Annotated in this window: 15 protein-coding genes; 3 read left to right on the forward strand and 12 right to left on the reverse strand. The window is 63.8% G+C overall.

Going from position 1 to position 13,406, the window contains the following annotated elements; genetic code table 11:
• Positions 1-34: 34 nt before the first annotated feature.
• On the reverse strand, positions 35-1,189 hold the full coding sequence (locus J2S96_RS12085) for an App1 family protein (protein WP_306863554.1): 1,155 nt from the start codon (positions 1,187-1,189) through the stop codon (positions 35-37).
• 1,497 nt (positions 1,190-2,686) lie between these two features.
• On the opposite strand from J2S96_RS12085, the gene J2S96_RS12090 reads away from it, so the two are divergent.
• Complete coding sequence (locus tag J2S96_RS12090) at positions 2,687-3,250, forward strand: dihydrofolate reductase family protein (protein ID WP_306863556.1); 564 nt, start codon at positions 2,687-2,689, stop codon at positions 3,248-3,250.
• 159 nt (positions 3,251-3,409) lie between these two features.
• A complete protein-coding gene (locus J2S96_RS12095; RefSeq protein ID WP_306863558.1) occupies positions 3,410-3,625 on the forward strand; it encodes a hypothetical protein in 216 nt (71 codons plus the stop codon).
• 16 nt (positions 3,626-3,641) lie between these two features.
• Here the strand turns inward: J2S96_RS12095 and J2S96_RS12100 are convergent, their stop codons facing one another.
• Together J2S96_RS12100 and J2S96_RS12105 are read right to left on the reverse strand one after the other, a co-directional pair.
• A complete protein-coding gene (locus J2S96_RS12100; RefSeq protein ID WP_306863561.1) occupies positions 3,642-3,806 on the reverse strand; it encodes a hypothetical protein in 165 nt (54 codons plus the stop codon).
• 34 nt (positions 3,807-3,840) lie between these two features.
• Positions 3,841-4,314, reverse strand: a complete 474-nt coding sequence (locus tag J2S96_RS12105) for a carbohydrate ABC transporter permease (protein ID WP_306863564.1) — start codon at positions 4,312-4,314, stop codon at positions 3,841-3,843.
• 67 nt (positions 4,315-4,381) lie between these two features.
• Here J2S96_RS12105 and J2S96_RS12110 point away from each other — a divergent pair, with 67 nt between their 5' ends.
• On the forward strand, positions 4,382-4,870 hold the full coding sequence (locus J2S96_RS12110) for a substrate-binding domain-containing protein (RefSeq protein WP_306863567.1): 489 nt from the start codon (positions 4,382-4,384) through the stop codon (positions 4,868-4,870).
• Between the two features lie 91 nt (positions 4,871-4,961).
• Here the strand turns inward: J2S96_RS12110 and J2S96_RS12115 are convergent, their stop codons facing one another.
• The 9 genes from J2S96_RS12115 to J2S96_RS12155 form a co-directional block, all read right to left on the reverse strand.
• On the reverse strand, positions 4,962-5,291 hold the full coding sequence (locus J2S96_RS12115; protein WP_306863570.1) for a hypothetical protein: 330 nt from the start codon (positions 5,289-5,291) through the stop codon (positions 4,962-4,964).
• Between the two features lie 530 nt (positions 5,292-5,821).
• Positions 5,822-6,430: a hypothetical protein gene (locus tag J2S96_RS12120; protein WP_306863573.1), complete on the reverse strand. Its 609-nt coding sequence runs from the start codon at positions 6,428-6,430 to the stop codon at positions 5,822-5,824.
• A 662-nt stretch (positions 6,431-7,092) separates the two neighbouring features.
• A complete protein-coding gene (locus J2S96_RS12125; protein ID WP_306863576.1) occupies positions 7,093-7,728 on the reverse strand; it encodes a gluconokinase in 636 nt (211 codons plus the stop codon).
• Positions 7,725-8,801, reverse strand: coding sequence for an L-idonate 5-dehydrogenase (locus J2S96_RS12130; protein WP_306863579.1), 1,077 nt, complete (start codon positions 8,799-8,801; stop codon positions 7,725-7,727). Before J2S96_RS12130 ends, J2S96_RS12125 begins: the two co-directional genes overlap by 4 nt.
• An 88-nt stretch (positions 8,802-8,889) precedes the next feature.
• A complete protein-coding gene (locus J2S96_RS12135; RefSeq protein WP_306863581.1) occupies positions 8,890-9,831 on the reverse strand; it encodes a 2-hydroxyacid dehydrogenase in 942 nt (313 codons plus the stop codon).
• 64 nt (positions 9,832-9,895) lie between these two features.
• Positions 9,896-10,657 (reverse strand): SDR family oxidoreductase, encoded by a 762-nt coding sequence (locus J2S96_RS12140; protein WP_306863582.1) that lies wholly within the window; start codon positions 10,655-10,657, stop codon positions 9,896-9,898.
• A 46-nt stretch (positions 10,658-10,703) separates the two neighbouring features.
• A complete protein-coding gene (locus J2S96_RS12145) occupies positions 10,704-11,717 on the reverse strand; it encodes a biotin-dependent carboxyltransferase family protein (protein ID WP_306863584.1) in 1,014 nt (337 codons plus the stop codon).
• A complete protein-coding gene (locus J2S96_RS12150) occupies positions 11,714-12,445 on the reverse strand; it encodes a 5-oxoprolinase subunit B family protein (RefSeq protein WP_306863587.1) in 732 nt (243 codons plus the stop codon). The genes J2S96_RS12145 and J2S96_RS12150 overlap by 4 nt, the downstream gene beginning before the upstream one ends.
• 2 nt (positions 12,446-12,447) lie before the next feature.
• Entirely contained in the window at positions 12,448-13,233 is a 786-nt protein-coding gene (locus J2S96_RS12155; RefSeq protein WP_306863589.1) for a LamB/YcsF family protein, read from the reverse strand.
• Between the last annotated feature and the right edge of the window lie 173 nt (positions 13,234-13,406).

Raw genomic sequence — 13,406 nt, forward strand, 5'->3', positions numbered from 1 at the left:
GCGGATTCCTGACCCTGCCCGATGGAACGGATGCTCATTCGGATTCCTCAGGCACGTCTGCGGAACGGACGCCGCGCCGGATGATGCCCAACTGCTCGAGCTGGGCCGACATCCCCGCACCGTCCGGAGAATAGATCCAAGGAATCCCTGGGGTGGGTCGAACTGGGGACTTCGACCGCCCGCCCGCGAGCACCGCCTCACTGGCCGAGAGCTGACGGATCGCGATGGCCTTGACGTTCTGCGGGTGGCGTTGGGCGAACTCGGCGTAGATGACCTCGTCGTGCTGTCCGTCATCGCCGACCAGCAGCCATTTGATGCCGGGGAACTCCGCTGCGAGACGTTCCAGGGATGCCCGCTTGTGCTCCTGGCCGCTGCGGAACCAGCGGTCGGGGGTGGGACCCCAGTCGGTCAGGAGCTTGGGTCCGGCGGGATACAAATTGCGGGAGAGGAACCGGGACAGCGTCGGTGCGACGTTCCAGGCTCCGGTCGACAGATACACCACGGGTGCCGAGGGCACCGTCCTGACGATCCGCTCGTACAGCACAGCCATGCCCGGCGTCGGGGTTCTCGCGTGTTCGTCGAGCACGAAGGTGTTCCAGGCGGCGAGGAACGGACGAGGCAGCGCCGTGACCATCACGGTGTCGTCGATATCGGAGACGACACCGAAGTCTGCATCGTCAGGGACGACCTGCACTGGAGCCTCCACGGTCTTGGAGCTTCCGGATTGCAGGGTGATTGTATGCCAGCCGGCGTCGAGGGTTACCGGGATACACGCGTCCACCACGCCTCCACGGTCCGCTTCGACATCATGGACGGTTCCTGCGATGCTCACGCGCACGGCGCCGTGTGCCACGGGCGCACTCGTGAAATTGCGCCAGCCGCGCATTCCGTCCTGCAGCGGTTTGAGCGCACTTTCCTGGGCACCGGTCCCGGTGTCCCGCGCGTCACTGCGGACAACGCGCGCCAACACCCGGACCCAGGAAGTGGTGCCGTAGCCGGTGTAGGGGATGACGGTCTCCACCCGACCGCGCCGGATTGCGAGACGCGTCTGGAACCTGAGCCAGGCGTCGTCGAGTCTCACGGCGAGGTGGCGTCGCGCGCGTCGCGACGGCGTCAGGGCCCCGCTTTCTACGCTGTTGGATTCTGCGTCATCGGATAGAGCGGGCGGCTTCACGGAACGGGGACACATGAGTTCAGTCTGACACGGTCCGCCCTTACGCCCGGTGAGGATCCGCCGTAAAGTCCGCGGTAGGCTCCGTCGCGACATGCCAAGGCAATTTCATTTTATGCATTCCCAATACCACTTTCATCCTGTACTAATAAGTGGACTTATTAGTTGCGAGCGGCCTAGCCCGGGCCTCGCATCATTTGGGGGATAATTTGAAAACCATTCAATCTCTAGGCGCCTCGACCAAAGTGGGCCTGGCCGCTACACTCCTGCTGCTTATTTTGACCTTTACCACAGGCGCCCCCGAAGTGTGGGTCCTGTTCCTTTTCCTTTTCCTCCTCGTCACGGCTTTGTACACCATGGTCACCGGACGGCGGTCCTGGGCCTATCTCCCGAGCCGCAAGATAGGCCTCGCGGCATTTGCGGGAAGCTTGGTTATCGGTTTCGTCGCCATGGGCGGCGCCGTCGCCGCCACCCCCGTTGCGCCGGCTTCGCATGTGCAGCCTCCCAGCTCAAGCCAGGCCTCCACCGCTCCAGCTCCAACATCGGCAAGTCCGAGCCCGTCGCCTTCAGATACTCCTACCTCGAGCCGAGCCGCCTCACCCAGCGCGTCCCCCACTCCAACACCGACGCCGTCTCCGAGCCGGACCGTTTCCTCGGATCCAACTACAGCCGCAGTCGTGCCCGCGGCACCTGCGGCACCGATCGTTCCGCCAGCGCCGCCGGCTCCAGTCCAAGCTCCGGCTCCAGCTCCGGCTGCCCCGGCTCCCGCTCCGCCAGCTCCCGCTCCGGCTCCGCCGGCTCCCGCTCCGGCGACGAACTTGGTGCAAGGGGTGATCCCGGGTGCTTTCTGCCCAAACGCAGACGTTGGAATGCAAGGAATTTCCGCCGCAGGCAATATCTACACGTGCGGAGGCAAAGGCGCGGACAAGAACGGCCACTACCACTGGAACTCATAGGAACGCGGTCGGATTCTGCTGGATCATTCCCTTAGCCGACGTTGCCGGTCCCGTGATCCCGCGGGCGCAGAATTTGCCCATTCGAATGATTGAGCAGAATCCGACATCCGGGCGAAAACAATTGCCCACGGCCCGGCCGGTGGCCCGAAACTCCTTGCCCCTCAGATACTGCAGTTCGTGAGGGCTTCCTTGATCTGATCAATGGTCGGTACGCCCGCGAGGCCCCGCGGAGTGCGGTAGAGCCGGCAAGCGAGGTCCTGGGCTGGTGCCCGGTCGGGGAAGATGTCGGTTCCATCATCGGCGGTGATCGTTGGTGATCCTGCGAACGCGGTCCCGACTGTGTCAGGCGGAGATTTCCTGGCGGAGGGAGCTGAGGAGGGCCTGTTTACGGTCACGTTCTTCCGCGAGCATCAGCCGGAACCGCTCAACATTTTCCATGGTCTGCAAGGTTGCCGCGGACCTTCTGGCACTGCCATCGGCGGGCGGACCTGAGGGAGGCCAGTGTTCCCGCGCCCCTGCTGGTCTATCAGCTTGAGACCGCTGATGGAATGCTGGAGCCATGCGGAAACTGATCTATGGCATGAACCTGACCCTGGACGGCTACATCGCCGCGGCCGGCGATGACATCGGCTGGAGCGGGCCGAGCGACGAACTCTTCCAATGGTGGCTCGAGCAAGAGCGGGCGAGCAGTCTGTCGCTGTACGGGCGCAAGCTGTGGGAGACCATGAGCTCCTACTGGCCGACCGGCGACCAGAAACCCAACGCCACCCCCGCGGAGATCGAGTTCGCGCAGAACTGGCGGGACACGCCGAAGGTGGTGTTTTCCTCCACGATCGACAAGGTCGACTGGAACACCCGCCTGGTCACCGGCGACGCGGTCGGCGAAATCACACGGCTCAAGACGGAACCCGGCGGCTCGATGAGCGTCGGCGGCGCAACGCTTGCCGGGGCGGCCATGCGGGCCGGGCTCATCGATGAGTACATCCTGGTGACCCATCCGGTCCTGTTGGGCGGCGGCACGCCCTTCTTCGCCGCCATGGACAAGTGGGTGAACCTGAACCTGGTGGAGACGCGGACATTTCCCGGTGGCGTGGTCATGACCAGGTACCGGACGAAGCGCTGAGCACCCTCCACCCTGGACCAAATACGGAAAAGACCAGTCGGGAATCATCGACAAACAGCGGGCAACCGATGCCGGACGATCATCTCGTCGCAATCACCAAGCAACCTTGCCATCCCATGCTGGAACCGGTACGCATCATGTCTTCAGCAAAGGAACGCAATGGCTGTCTCCGCCGTCCTAAGCAACCGCCACGTCAGCGACCGGCTCACACCAACGATGCTCGCTGCCCTCGACCCTGCCGGTGACCCGGAACTGTCCGACCTCCTTATCGCCGCGCCCAAAATGGCGCGGGCGCTGAACCCAGTCCTGAACCTCGACCTGGCGGAAGACGCACGCCGCCTCATCGCGGCGGAAATCCGCGAAGCCCTCCGCTGAGAGGGGGTTATGCGCTTCAGGAGCGCTTGGGCGGTTCGGCATCAATATATGAACCTGCCACCTGCACACGTTGATTTGCACACGTGCAGGAGGTTTCGATTTCCAGCCGGACTGTTACCGTCTGCTGATTCTCCGGCACATGGATAATGAGGTTCTTTTCGAGCACCGTTGGGCTGTTCATTTTGGTCCTTTAAAGTTAGTTTCATTCTGTTCGGTTACTTGATGCCCGTGTTGGCAATGCCGGTGACGATTTGCCGTTGGAAGAACAGGAAGAGAATGATCACGGGCAGAACCGTCACCACGCTCATGGCGATGATGAGGTTGAAAGGAACGGTTTCCTCGGCTGTGAACCGGGCGAGGGCAACCGGCAGGGTGTAGACAGACTCGCTTTGGGCGACCACCAGGGGCCACAGGAAATCGTTCCAGCGCCACATGATGGACAGGATGGCGACGACGGCAAGCGCCGGCCGGCACATCGGAAGCACGATCCGGACAAAGACGCGGAACTCCCCTGCCCCGTCCACCCGTGCTGCTTCTATGAGTTCGTCGGGAATCGAGAGCATGTACTGCCGCAGTATGAATACTCCGGTTGGCGTGGCTGCTGCGGGGATGATGAGGCCCCAGAGTCTATTGACCAGGCCCAGGGACGCCACAACCTGGTACACAGGGTGGGCCTGCCCATCAGCCACAAGGTCAGGTCAATGTGGTGGATGGCATGGTTGAGCGTGCACCCGCCGCCCTCGGATTCCCACGTTTTTGCGGTTCCTCCATATCACCGGAGCGTTGGACTACCGTTCGACCAGGGCGCGCCGGGATGCTTACCTCGTGACCATCGAAAAACTCGGGCTCCAATCCCTGGGTGTCATCGAAGGAGATTGGACAGGAGAGTCAGGGCTCAACGCAATTCGCAATCTTCCCGAGGGTGCCGCTCCCCTGGCAGTCATAGCGTCCAACGATTTGGTCGCCACCGGGGTCGTTCGTGGCGCGCTGGAGCGGGGATGGACTGTACCTGGCGATCTTTACGTCACAGGGTGGGACGACTTGGATTCCAGCGCACTCCAAGTGCCGTCAATTACTACTGTCTCCTTGGACTACCAGAGGCTTGGTTCCCGATCAGTTCAGCGACTAGTTGCCGCCCTGCGGGGTGAGCCCGCACCCGCTCCCGAAGGAGGACTGCAACGCATCATCTGGCGTGAGTCCACTGGCGACTTCCTTAGTGCTAAGACGCCTCAAGGGAAAGACTGACGATTGTCCCAGCCCCGCGGCGAGGCTTCGACGTCTGGAACCGGGACCGAGAAGGAGACGGGTCACCTGGCAGTTGGGTCAGCCCGGATCCTTAGCCAGCCACCTCGGGGAGCTGGGAAGGGTCTGTACACATGGGTGCACTGGGTGCGGGCCGGTCCAGGAAGTGGAGTGAGTCCATGAAGGCTTTTTGTCCGGCATCAAGGAAGGCGTCAGGGGATGAGCCTGATATGGCGACGGCTTGGATGATGGTTGAGCCGTGCATGACGGTAAGGATTTGAACGTTGAGTCTTCGGCCATCGGCGTCGGTGTAGGTGAACTTCCCACGGATCGCAGGAAACGACTCCAACGTTGTCGGATCACTGCTTTGAACGACCGGTGCGGCGGAGTTGGATCTTCCGTAATTGTTCACGGTTGAATCCATGAAGCCTTGCAGTATCTCAGCTGTGTGAGCAGGGTTCATGCACGGCAACGGGAGCGCTAAAACGGATTGTCCGTGGTACTGGGCATTGAATACGTCCGCGGTTGCTGTCGTATCGGATGTTAGGGGAATTGCGACCTTGGTGTGCGTGGGTGGGCTGAGCAATTTCACTGCGAAGCCGTGGGTCGGGTCGGTGTAGTCGGTCAGCCGCAAGATTTGCGTTGGCTGTGCGGTCGTGGTTGGCGAGGGGGCCTGCGGCGTCGCAAAGGCCACTGCCTGATGTTGGCCCTCCGTCAGCATCTGGGGAATCGTTGCCCAAGCCCCGACACCGCAAAGTACGACCAGGGCGGCGACGCCGATGAGGATGTTTCTTCTGCCTGGCTTGTGTGGTTTGGACAGGGATAGGCCGGCGCCGGAGATACTCTCCTCCGATTGGGCAGGAGTGTGAGCGTCCGTTTCTCGATTCATATCGTCCTTGCTTGAAGGTTGGCAGTGGGGGTCAAGGGGAAAGGCGGTGGCATCCTGCGCAGGACCTATGCGCCGACCCCTGTAGTCGGGGCGGAGGCGGCTGCTTTGCCTGCGCCATCGATGACGGTATTGATATAGCCGCTCAACTCTTTGACTTCGGCGGCCGTCGGCTGCACGGCGGGGATTTTCTTACTTCCTGTAACAAAAAGGGTTCCGTCCATGGCCACCATGCTCAGCGTGTGATGTGCTCCTGTTTGGTCGGTGATGGTCTGAACGTTGGCTGTTGACTTCTGTCCGTGCAGGTCTGCAAGGACGGGTGAAAGCTCGTACTGGGCAGTCTGGCCGTCGAGGGTCAGGGTTGATGGTGAGCAGTGGGTCCGGGCCTTTTCGAGACTGTAGATGCCCTGCCAGAACAGCCCGGAATTATCAGAGGATGCGGTAATTGTTGACTGGCTCGCGGGCGGGCCGATGAGGGCCGCGGCTGTCTGTATCCGGTCATCGGAGAGGCTTCCGTCGTGCAGCAGGCTCAGGCATTCAGCGGGGTCGGTTCTCAGCCAGGCTGAACCCAGTGATTGGATGCCTTGGATCTTTTTCAGCTGGGCGTCGTCCATTACCACGGCAGCGGGGCCGTCGACGGCGCGGACGCTTCCGACCATTGCGCGCAGCTGAGCCATTGAATACATCTGAGCCGGGGCAGCACTCGACGGGGGGCCGGGGCTGATCCTCCAGACATCTGTCGGTGCCGCAGTGGCCGCACTTGGTATCGAACCGCTCACGCAACCGGATATCGGCAGGATCATCACGCCGGCAAGCAGTGAAAAGAGAATGCGCGGAAACCTCAATGCAACCGACCCCCAAAATAGATCACCGAGGTGAACGCGAGCCGACGTTGCACGGCATTTGCGGTACCTTCAAGACCCCATGCCTTCAAGCATGACGCTTGGACAAGATTAGCTTCTCATCTCCATCCCCGAACGCAATTGTGGGCGACATGTCTCGACCATGTCCGCTCAGACCCCGTATCGGGGCCCCGAATGGCACAAGACATCGGGCTGTCAGCGTCATGGAACCAATGACTCGCGTCACGATTCCGTTTGAAACCACACATTCCAGTATGTAGAGGTATCTGGATGCGGTGGCGCATGTCCTTTCTGTCCGAAGTCATCGTGTCAAGGGTGGTTGCGGGGCCCGTTTTCCCGGTATCGCCGGCGGAGCTTACAGGCGTTTTCTGAACACCTCGCGCAGTGGAATCATGTGTGGCCTGGCCGGGACGGTCCCGACATCGAGCCCACTTTATACCTCAAGGAACTGGCTGGCAGGAGCAAGTTCCATGGCTTCAGCAAAGCGGTTGTGCGCCGCAGCGCCCCTCACCGGAGGCGGGAAAACAACGATCACCCAATACATCTCCAGCGGCTTTGACTACGTTTACTCCTGCATCTGACGCGTCTCGTGCGGCAGCGTGCTTCAGCTTCAGTTCGAGCGATTCCACCAGAAGGTCCAGCGGCTGCGTGATGTCGCCCAGCACGTGGGTCTCGTCCGCTTTCAGGTCCTCAAGTGCGGCGAACTGGGAGTCCAGCAGTGTGCGCGGCATGAACTCGTGGGACCGGGCATCCATCCGGGCGCCGATTGTTGCCGCAGTTCCAGCCAAGTGGACGAAGACAATGTCCGGTGCATAACTGCGCAGGAGGTCCCGGTACCGCCGCTTCAGCGCGGAGCAGGCAACAATCGGTGGGACTCCCACGCCGCCGTCGTCCTTTCCTGCAAGCAGCTCCCCCAGCCGGGCAAGCCACGGCTCCCGGTCACTGTCCGTCAGTGGAACCCCGGCGGTCATCTTTTGCTTGTTGGCTGCTGGATGGAAATCATCCCCGTCAAAGAACGGCATGAGGAGCCGCTGCCCCAGGAGGGCGCCGACGGTGGACTTGCCGCAGCCCGAGACTCCCATCACCACCAGCGGAGGCAGGTGCGCCCTCACTGGACATGCCCCGCGTCGCGGAAGGAGAGGAGCACCTTGCCGGAGCTGGTGGAGTCCTTGGCCACCTCGAAGGCGCGGAGGGCTTCGGCCAGCGGGAATTCGTGCGTGATGACGGGCTCGATGTGAAGGGAGCCGTCAGCGAGGGCCGCGATCACGTCGTCGATCTCGTCGTTGAAGCGGAACGAGCCCAGCAGTTGCAGTTCGCGGGTGATCGCAAGCGCGATGGGCACCGGCTGCATGCCGGTGGGCAGCAGCCCAACCATCACCACGGTGCCGCCGCGCACCGCGCCGCGGATGGCCGAGGCCAGCCCGTGGTGGTTGCCGGAGGATTCGATCACGACGTCGGCCTCCACGGCGGCGATGGCTTCGGCGTCCGCGGCGTTGATCACGTCATCCGCGCCGACGTCCGTGGCGATTTCCAACGGCTTGGGATGGAGGTCGACGGCGGTGATGCGGGCGGCGCCGGCGCGTTTGAGGACGGCGACGGCGAGGGCGCCGATGGGGCCGGAGCCGATGACCAGCGCGGTCTTCCCGCGGACGTCCCCGGCCCTGGACACGGCATGCCACGCGACGGACGCGGGTTCTATCAGTGCCGCGGTGCGCAGGTAGATGCTGTCCGGGAGCGGGCGGAGCATCCGGACGGGCAGCGTGACATAGCGACTGAAGGCACCGTTCGTGTGCGGGTAGCGGGCGGCGCTGCCCAGATAGGTGCAGCCAGGAGACAAGTTGGGCCGGTCCTCCGGATAGCGCCCGGCGCCGGGGCCCGGGGTGGCGGGGTGGACGGTGACGGCAGTTCCGGCCTCCGGTCCGGACCCGTTGGCCGCGGCGAGGACCACCGTGCCGGAGATCTCATGGCCCAGGACCAGCGGGGTCTTCAGGATGGACTCCCCCGCTGCGCCGTGCAGCCAGTAGTGCAGATCCGAGCCGCAGATGCCGCCGTAGCGGACCTCGATCACTGCTTCGTCGGCTGCGGGCGAGGGCAACGGGACCTCGTCGATCCGCAGGTCGCCGGCGGCGTGGGCCACCAGCGCAGGACCCGTGGCGGGCAATGCGATATCAAGGGGCGTTGCCATCAGACCACCACCGCCGTTCCGCCATCGATGAAGATGGTTTGTCCGTTCACGAAGTTGGAAACGCGGCCCGTGAGGTCGAACAACGCGCTCATGCGAAAGGACCCTCCTGGACGAGGTTGGCCGGGATGTGGCCGGCGGCCAGCGCCTCGAGCTGCTGTTTCAGGAGCTTGAGGATCCGGGGCTCGAAGGCCGAGGCGTTGCCGCCCACGTGTGGGGTGATCAGCGCGTTCTCCGCGGACCACAGCGGGTGCCCGGCGGGCAGCGGTTCGGGATCGACGACGTCGATGGCGCATTGCAGTCGCCCGGACACCACTTCCCGGGTCAGGGCATCGGTGTCCACCACGGCTCCGCGGCCCACGTTCACCACCAGGGCACCGTCGGGCATGGCGGCAAGGACGTCCCGGCCCACCAGGTGGTGGGTGTCATCATTCAGGGGCAGGACGGAGACCAGGATGTCGTGGCCAGCCGCGAGGGCCACCAGTTCGTCCGGGCCGTGGACCTGCCCGGCCGCGTCGGTGCGGGCCGTGCTTCCCACCCGTGTGATGGTGACTTCGAACGGTTCCAGGCGGCGGCCGAGTTCCTTGCCGATCCCGCCGATGCCCAGCAGCAGGACCTTGCGGTCGGCCAGCGACTGGCGACGCTGCGGCTTCCAGCTTTCAACCTGCTGGTCCTTGACGGCCTGGTCGATGCCGCGCAGCTTGGCGAGGATGAGGCCAACGGCCAGTTCCGCGGTGGCAGCCGCATGGACTCCCGAGGCGTTTGCTACTGCGGCGCGCGGACCGGCAGCCTCGCGGACGCCGTCGTACCCTGTTGACTGCGTCTGAACGAACTTGAGGTCCGGGACCTTGCCCAGAGAACCCAGCACTGTCCCGGCGTCCAGGTACGGGAGGATGACACCGTCGATGCCGCCCATATCCTCCCCCGGCTCCTCCTTCATGTCCCAGACCACCCCGCGCAGGCTGCCGGGAAGCGGCGACAGGTCAGCGAGGAGCTGGGGATCGGGGAAACTGACGGTTCGTACTAACTGCATCTGGAGGGCCTATCGATTGAACGGTGGGAAGGTAGTTCGCCGGGCTTGGGTTTAGCGGTGAGCTTTAGTCAGAGTCCCCCCGGCGGTCGAAGGTCAGGCCGCCGGGGACCTGGAACGTGGGCATGAGTTCCAGCATGCCCACGTTGACGTGCCGCGGGGTTTCGATGGCGTAGTCCAGGGCGTTAACGATGTCATCGGTGGTCAGCGACTCGTAGCCTTCGTAGTACGTTTGCCAGGCTTCTTCCATGGCTTCCGGGCTGCCGCCCATATTCCGGCCGAAAATCTCGGTTTCCACCCGGCCGGGGCAGATTTCGGTGACGCGGATGCGCTTGCCCACGGTGTCGTTGCGCAGTTGGCGGGAGATCTGGTGCACCGCCGCCTTGGTGGCGTGATAGACAGTGTGGCCGTAGAAGTTGTAGGTGCCTGCGATGGAGCTGATGTTGACCACGTGGCCAAGGTCCCGCTCCACCATGCCGGGCAGGACCAGCCGGGTCAGCTGCAGCAACCCGCGGAGGTTCACGTCCACCAGTTCGTCGATGTCTTGCTCGGAGGAGTCCAGGATGTTTCCGGGACGGGACACCCCGGCACAGTTCACCAGGACGTCCACCTTGAGGTCGCGGACGACGGCGGCCAGGGCGGTGGTGTCAGTCAGGTCCACCACGTGCGGGACTGCTCCCGTACGGTCCGCCAGTTCAGCGAGACGTTCCTCGTTGCGGGCCACCGCGTGGACGATCAGGCCGCGCTTGGCCAGCCGTTCGGCGATGGCGGCGCCCATGCCGGTGGATGCGCCGGTGACGAGGGCGGTGGTGTAGTCGGAAAAAGGCATTGGTACTCCAAAAAGTGGGAATGGTGGGCTAAAACATTCATGGTGTTCAGGCTCCGGACGCTGGGCTGAGTTCGTACCAGCGCTGGCCGGCACCGATCCCGAGGAGACCGAAGACTGTGTTGATGGTGTTCCGTAATCTGTCGAGTTCCAGGCAGGCTGTGCGGTGCATGGCTGTTGCTTCAGCCACCGTTGTTTTTCTAAAGGTGACGGTGTGTCCGGGCCTGGCTTGTGCCAAGAGGTCAAGGGAACGGCTGGTGACCACTGCCAGGACCGGATAGCCCGCCGTAACGCCGCGTCCCCGGTGCAGTACCAGCAGCTCATCCCGGGACGGGACCTCGATGGCCCCGACCGGAACGCCGCGGGAGAGCACTTCTGACGTGAGCTGACGCTCGGGAAGGGCACCACCGAGGCGCAGTCCGATGTGGTTGCTGCGCGGGCTCACGGTGTACTGCGTGGTGAACAGCAGCTCGGCCGTGTCCCCGAATTCCGTTACGTCCGGCCCGTCGGTGACATCGATGACCGGGTTAGTGGTGAAGACAGGTTTGGTGATGCCCAGCCGGAACAGCGGCAAGCCAAAGTGTGGCTGGGTGATGGGCGCGGTGGTCTTCCGTGTTTCCAGGCGGAAGCCCTCCACGAGCTTCAACCCGAAGCCCACAACCGTGTCCGGGGCGCAGCTGCCCAGCAGGCTGGGGACCGTGAAGGATCCGTGGACGGCGATGTAGGCCCGCAGTCCGGTCCGGATGCCGCGGACGGCCACGACTTCGCCGGCCCGTACGGACACCGGTTCCCATTGCGGGCATTCGCGGCCGCCCACCATGAGGTCCAGGGGTGCACCGGTGACGGCGATCAGCAGGTCGGTGGTGGCCCGCATCCGGAAGTCCAGCGCAGTGAGTTCGAACAGGGGATCGTTGTCTTCGTTGCCGGCAAGGATGTTGGCCGCCCTGGCTGAATACTGGTCCAGGGCGCCGTTGACGGGAAGTCCGAATGCAGGGCCCTTCGTCCGGCCGAGGTCGGTGACCACGGAATGGCCCGGCTGCAGGATGACCAAAGAACCGGTCATGGCCGTGCCTCCAGGAACTGTCCTGCGAAGTTTCCGAAGTCATCGGCCGGAATCCGGTAGAAGCGCAGTTCATCGCCGGGGACGTAGGGCACCAGGGGTTCGCGGGTGGCGTCAAGGACCGTCAGCGGCGTCTGGCCGATGACGCACCAGCCACCTGGTGCCACTGCGGGCGCGATCACGGCCTGGCGTCCGGCCACGGATACGGCACCGGCGGGAACTGACAGCCGCGGGTCCTTGAGCCTGGGGACAGGGACGGGGAAGTCCGGTCCGTCCATCATCGGAGAACCTGCCGGCGCACCCAGGCAACGGATGACGTAAGTCTTTGCCGTGTGCCGGGCGATGACGTCCTCAACGTCCAGGCCCTGGTGTTCCGCCACGCGGCCGAGGTCTGGCCCGTAGTCGCCGCCGTACACCACGGGGACTTCGAAGCGGCGCGGCTCCCGCGGGGCCGTGCCAACGTAGTCCAGTTGGCGCATTCCGAGGAGGACGAACGCCCTGACCTGGCGCGCGGAGGTGAGGTAGGGGTCGAATTCGACCAGGACGGAGTCGTAGGTGGGAACGGCGCCATGGATGCCTTCGACGCCGGCGGCCGCCAGCCAGCCAGCGAGGGAGTGGACCGTGGCCCAGTTGGTTTCTGCGTCACCGGACCGTGCCACCACGCGCAGGGCAGCGTCGCCCGACTCGTAGATGTCCAGCGTTGTCTGGCTGGTCGTCGTTGTGGTTGCCATGGTCAGGAAACCTTTTGCTTTGCCGCGAGGACCTGTGCCAGCGGGGCGATGGTGACACCGGCGGCGATCAGTTCACGGCGGATCAGGCGGGCAAGTTCGACGGCGCCCGGGTTGTCGCCGTGGAGCAGTACCGTGTCTGCCTGGATAGCGATGTCCCTGCCGGAGGCAGTGTCTATGAGTCCTTCGCAGACCATCCGTACCGTGCGCTGGACGATGACGGAGGGGTCGTGGATCACGGCACCGGGCTGGCTGCGCGGCACCAGTGTGCCGTCATCCTGGTAGGCGCGGTCCGCGATGCCAACGATGGCCACCCGCAGGCCGCGCTCCGCCGCCGCGGTGGCGAGTTCACCGTCCTGGGCCAAGATGATCAGCTTCGGGTCCACCCTGGCCGCGGCATCCGCCACAGCTCCGGCATAGTCCGCCCGGGTGGCCACCAGGTTGCCCAGGCGGCCGTGCGGTGCCAGGTGGGAGACGGAACCGCCATGGTAGGCGGCAAACGCTGACAGGGCTCCCAGCTGGTAGATGACGTCGGTGCGGACTTCGTCAGCTGTGAGGTCCATGGCCCGGCGGCCGAAGCCTCGGAGATCCGGGAAGCTCGGATGGGCGCCGATGCCGACTCCCGTCCTGACACATTCAGCCACGGTGGCGTCCATGATGTCAGGGTCCCCTGCGTGGAAGCCGCAGGCGATATTGGCGCTGGACACGATTTCCAGCAGGGCATTGTCGTCACCAATCGAGTAGGCGCCAAAACCTTCACCAAGATCCGCTACGAGATCGACTGTGGGCATTACGGGCCTTCCTCTGCTGGTACTGCCGGTATAAATCAGTGTGGCACCGGGATGTTGGCCACACAAAGACGAATGCGGTATCACGCTATAGGGAACAGTTATGACCTTCGCCAGCGCTATTCGCGGTCCAAAGAATGTATGCGGCCCTTGTTTCAAGACTATAAAAATGATGC

Origin of the sequence: Arthrobacter bambusae (genome assembly GCF_030812595.1) — a bacterium.
GTDB classification, from domain to species: domain Bacteria; phylum Actinomycetota; class Actinomycetes; order Actinomycetales; family Micrococcaceae; genus Arthrobacter; species Arthrobacter bambusae_B.